General features: G+C 69.2%; 4 protein-coding genes and 1 tRNA gene. 2 read left to right on the top strand and 3 right to left on the bottom strand.

The annotated features are described in order from the left end of the window. Nucleotides 1-521 precede the first annotated feature (521 nt). A tRNA-Tyr gene (locus tag VJN29_RS17235) sits at nucleotides 522-602 on the bottom strand. Between the two features lie 114 nt (nucleotides 603-716). Between VJN29_RS17235 and VJN29_RS17240 the strand changes: the two genes are divergently transcribed. Continuing rightward, nucleotides 717-1211, top strand: coding sequence for a YajQ family cyclic di-GMP-binding protein (locus VJN29_RS17240; RefSeq protein WP_324144868.1), 495 nt, complete (start codon nucleotides 717-719; stop codon nucleotides 1209-1211). Nucleotides 1212-1323: 112 nt separating this feature from the next. Here the strand turns inward: VJN29_RS17240 and VJN29_RS17245 are convergent, their stop codons facing one another. Both VJN29_RS17245 and allB read right to left on the bottom strand, forming a co-directional pair. Then, nucleotides 1324-2097, bottom strand: a complete 774-nt coding sequence (locus VJN29_RS17245; RefSeq protein WP_324144869.1) for an SDR family oxidoreductase — start codon at nucleotides 2095-2097, stop codon at nucleotides 1324-1326. After that, the gene (gene allB / locus VJN29_RS17250) at nucleotides 2094-3440 is read right to left on the bottom strand and encodes an allantoinase AllB (protein ID WP_414654411.1); all 1347 of its coding nucleotides are present in this window, start codon (nucleotides 3438-3440) and stop codon (nucleotides 2094-2096) included. The genes VJN29_RS17245 and allB overlap by 4 nt, the downstream gene beginning before the upstream one ends. Nucleotides 3441-3480: 40 nt before the next feature. On the opposite strand from allB, the gene VJN29_RS17255 reads away from it, so the two are divergent. Further along, the gene (locus tag VJN29_RS17255) at nucleotides 3481-4323 is read left to right on the top strand and encodes a bifunctional allantoicase/(S)-ureidoglycine aminohydrolase (RefSeq protein ID WP_324144870.1); all 843 of its coding nucleotides are present in this window, start codon (nucleotides 3481-3483) and stop codon (nucleotides 4321-4323) included. Nucleotide 4324 lies beyond the last annotated feature (1 nt).

Raw genomic sequence — 4324 nt, forward strand, 5'->3', positions numbered from 1 at the left:
AACTCCTGCTGGCTCAGCCCGGCGCCACGACGCGCCCGCTTCAATACATTGCTGCCAGCCATCTCGATTCCTCCAATCTCACCCGCACCCCCGGTATCCGATGAGATACGTCAGCGGCGCAGCGTCTCGGCCACACCCGGAGGCAGCCCTCGGCAACAATCTGAGGACGACGTTGCCCTCGAGCGCCACGGCCTCGCGGAGTGCGCGGCCCCGCCATGAGCTTCACGGTCGTCTCTGAATGCGATGCCATCGCAATGGGGACGGTCAGGTTTTCCGCTCCGATTGCATACCCCCGCCGTCACGTCGGTGCAGGTCAGGTGATGTACGAGTCCGCCCCGCGCCCCTGAAGGGGACGCAACTTCCGCACGCATTCCGCACAGGCGTCGATGCGCCTCGCATTTGCGCAGGTCAGCGACCCGCCGTCTCACCTTCGGAATCAGTGGCGCGAAATACCCTAGCGGGGTACGTGCGAGAGGCCCGGACCGGCGTTTCCGCTGGTCAGGGCCTCTTGGGGCACTGGGTGGCAGGTGAAGGATTCGAACCTTCGAAGCTTTCGCGACGGATTTACAGTCCGCTTCCATTGGCCGCTCGGACAACCTGCCGTGGTGCGTCTGGAAGGATAGCAAGAGACCGGGCAGGCACCGCAAATCCGGCGCCGCCCCCACCAGCACACCAGCCTCGCGCACCCAAGCAGCCACCTCACGGAAGGAGCCACGATGGCCGACTCCTCGTTCGACATCGTCAGCAAGTACGACAAGCAGGAGATCGCCAACGCCGTGAACTCCGCCGCCAAGGAGATCGCCAACCGCTACGACTTCAAGAACGTCGGAGCCTCCGTCGAGCTCGCCGGCGAGGTCATCAAGATGAAGGCCAACACCGAGGACCGCGTCAAGGCCGTGCTCGATGTCGTCCAGACTCACCTCGTCAAGCGCAAGGTCAGCCTCAAGCACCTCGACGTCCCCGAGGCCGGCCCCCGCCTCTCCGGCAAGGAGTACCACCTCGACTGCCCCCTCAAGGAGGGCATCACGCAGGAGAACGCAAAGAAGATCAACAAGCTCATCCGCGACGAGGGCCCCAAGGGCGTCAAGAGCCAGATCCAGGGCGACGAGCTCCGCGTCACCAGCAAATCGCGCGACGACCTCCAGGCCGTCCAGCGCATGCTCCAGTCGGCGGACCTCGACGTCGCGCTCAACTTCACCAACTACCGCTGAGGCAACCACCCCCATTCCGTATGCCGCTGAGCTGACTCAGCTCAGCGGCATACGGCCTGCTGTGGTTGCGTTTGCAGACGCGCGTGGCGCGGAACCGCGGCCACGCCCCGTCTCAGCCTCGCCCGAGGTAGGGCATGTCTGTCGCCAGGATGGTCAGCGCGGGCACACTGACGTCGAGGGGCAATTGCGCCATCGCGAGGACGACGTCGGCCACGTGCGACGGGTCGAAGGTCGGCTCGGGACGCACGGAGCCGTCGGCCTGGCGCGCACCCCGCGCGATGCCCGCGGTCATGTCGGTCGTGGCGTTGCCGATGTCGATCTGGCCACAGACGATGTGGTGGCGTCGGCCGTCGAGTGCCAGCGACCTGGTCAGGCCGGTGACCGCGTGTTTGCTGGCGGCATAGGCGATCTGGCCCGGGCGCGGCACCTGGGCGGAGATCGAGCCGTTGTTGATGATCCGTCCACCCTGAGGGATCTGGTCCCGCATGATCCGGAACGCCTCCCGGCAGCAGAGGAAGGTGCCGGTGAGGTTCACGTCGATGACCTCGCGCCAGGCGTGCACGGCGATCTCGTCCGCCTCCCCCGCCGGTCCGAACGTGCCGGCGTTGTTGACGAGCAGGTCGATCCGACCGAACGCCTCGACCACGGCCTCGAAGGCCCGCGCCACCGCAGCCTCATCCGTCACGTCGGTGGGGAGCTGAAGGGCGGCGCCGGCAGCGGCCTCCGCGGCGGTCTCCGCGAGGGCGTCCGCCCGGCGACCGAGCAGCGCCACGCGGTAGCCGTGCTCGAGGAGTCGGCGCGTGATGACGCGCCCCAGCCCGGACCCGGCTCCTGTCACGACCGCGACCCCCGCCTCGTGGCTGGGGCCGCCGCTCCCCGCGCTCATGACGGACCACGCTGGAGCAGCTGACCGCGCGGCTCGGCGTCGAGGTCGATCCGCTTGCCGCGCAGCCAGCTCGCGCGCACGACGCCGAACAGGCGCCTGCCGTCATACGGGGTGATCGGATTGCGGTGGTGCAGCTGCGCCGCGTCGACGATGAAGCCGTCCTCGGGCGCGAAGACGCAGAAATCCGCGTCGGCACCCACCCCGATGCGGCCCTTGCGCGAGAGGCCCGCGAGGTCGGCAGGCCTCTCGGCCATCCAGCGCGACACCTCGGCGAGCGAAAAGCCCCGCTGGCGCGCCTGGGTCCAGACAACGGCGAGCCCGAGCTGCAGCGAGCTGATCCCTCCCCACGCGCGGCCGAAGTCACCCGAGTCCAACGCCTTGAGCTCCGGGGTCGACGGCGAGTGGTCGGACACGACGACGTCGAGGGTCCCGTCGGCCAGCCCATCCCAGAGCCGCTCGCGGTTGTCGGCCTCCCGGATCGGTGGGCAGCACTTGAACTGGGTCGCCCCCTCGGGCACCTCCTCGTCCGCGAAGTAGAGGTAGTGCGGGCAGGTCTCCGCGGTGACGCGGATGCCCTCGAGCTTGGCGGCGGCGATGAGCGGGAGCGCCTCGGCGGACGAGACGTGCAGGATGTGGACCCGGCATCCGGTGTGCCGGGCGAGGTCGATGACGTGGGCGACGGCGACGTTCTCGGCCTCCCGGGGGCGGGACGCGAGGAAGTCGCCGTAACGGCGGCCCTGCGCTCCCCCAGCGGTCGCCTGCTCGATCGCTTCTGCATCCTCGGCGTGGACGATGAGCAGGCCGTCGAGAGAGGCGATCTCCGCCATCACGTGCACGAGCTCCGCCAGCTCGAGAGGCGGGAACTCGTCGATCCCAGAGGGCAGCAGGAAGCACTTGAACCCGAACACCCCCTCCTCGTGCAGCGGGGCGAGCTGCCCGATGTTCCCCGGCACCGCGCCGCCCCAGAAGCCGACGTCGATCCACGTCTGGCCCTCGGCCGTCTTGCGCTTGACGTCAAGAGCGGCGACGTCGACCGTCGGCGGGATGCTGTTGAGCGGCATGTCGATGATCGTCGTGACGCCTCCGGCGGCCGCGGCACGGGTCGCCGAAGCGAACCCCTCCCACTCGGTCCGCCCCGGGTCGTTGACGTGGACGTGGGTGTCGACGAGACCGGGCAGCAACACCTCGTCGTCGGCGAGATCGACGACGGCCGCAGCATCGAGCCCGGCACCCAGCGGCTCGACCGCGACGATGCGCCCCGCCGCCACGCCGACCTCGCGCGCCAGCTCCCCGGCCGGCGTCACGACGCGCTTCGCCCGGATCACCAGGTCACGTGCGGCCACGATTCACCTCTCCAAAGCACGTCGTGAGGAAGATGGGGGCATGGAACCCAGCCCGCGCTACTACGCCCCGCGAGGTGGCCTGCCGAAGCAGACCGACCTGACGACCGACCGCGCGGTGTTCACCGAGGCCTACGCCGTCATCCCGGCCCGGACGATGTCCGACATCACTGCGAGCCTGCTCCCCCACTGGGACGGCACCCGGGTGTGGATCATCGCGCGGCCGCTGACCGGCTTCGCCGAGACCTTCGCCCAGTACGTCGTCGAGGTCTCCCCCGGCGGCGGCAGCGACCGACCCGAGCCGGACACCGAGGCCGAGGGAGTTCTCTTCGTCGTCGAGGGACGCGTCACCCTGACCATCCACGGCGCGCGCCACGAGCTCACGGTGCTCACCGAGGGCGGCTACGCCTACCTCCCGCCCGGTTCGGCGTGGTCCCTCCACAACACTGCGGGCGAACCCGCTCGCTTCCACTGGGTCCGCAAGCGCTATGAACGCGTGGACGGCATCGACGCGCCGACCCCGCTCGTGCTCAACGAGCAGGAGCTCCAGCCGGTCCCGATGCCCGACACCGGCGGCGCCTGGACCACGACGCGTTTCGTCGACCCGACCGACCTCCGCCACGACATGCACGTGACCATCGTGACCTTCCAGCCCGGCGGCGTCATTCCCTTCCCGGAGACGCACGTCATGGAGCACGGGCTCTACGTCCTCGAGGGCAAGGCGATGTACCTGCTCAATCGTGACTGGGTCGAGGTCCAGGCGGGCGACTTCATGTGGCTGCGTGCGTTCTGCCCGCAGGCCTGCTACGCGGCAGGGCCGGGGCGGTTCCGTTACCTGCTCTACAAGGACGTCAACCGCCACCCGTCCCTGCGCATCACCCCATAGC

The sequence above is a fragment of the Intrasporangium sp. genome, assembly GCF_035280925.1.
In the GTDB taxonomy this organism is placed as follows: Bacteria; Actinomycetota; Actinomycetes; order Actinomycetales; family Dermatophilaceae; genus Intrasporangium.

What these genes read in the sequence shown, in the direction of transcription:
- VJN29_RS17240 (WP_324144868.1), top strand. Translation starts at nt 717, where the DNA reads ATGGCCGACTCCTCGTTCGACATCGTCAGCAAGTACGACAAGCAGGAG.
- VJN29_RS17245 (WP_324144869.1), bottom strand. Translation starts at nt 2,097, where the DNA reads ATGAGCGCGGGGAGCGGCGGCCCCAGCCACGAGGCGGGGGTCGCGGTC.
- VJN29_RS17255 (WP_324144870.1), top strand. Translation starts at nt 3,481, where the DNA reads ATGGAACCCAGCCCGCGCTACTACGCCCCGCGAGGTGGCCTGCCGAAG.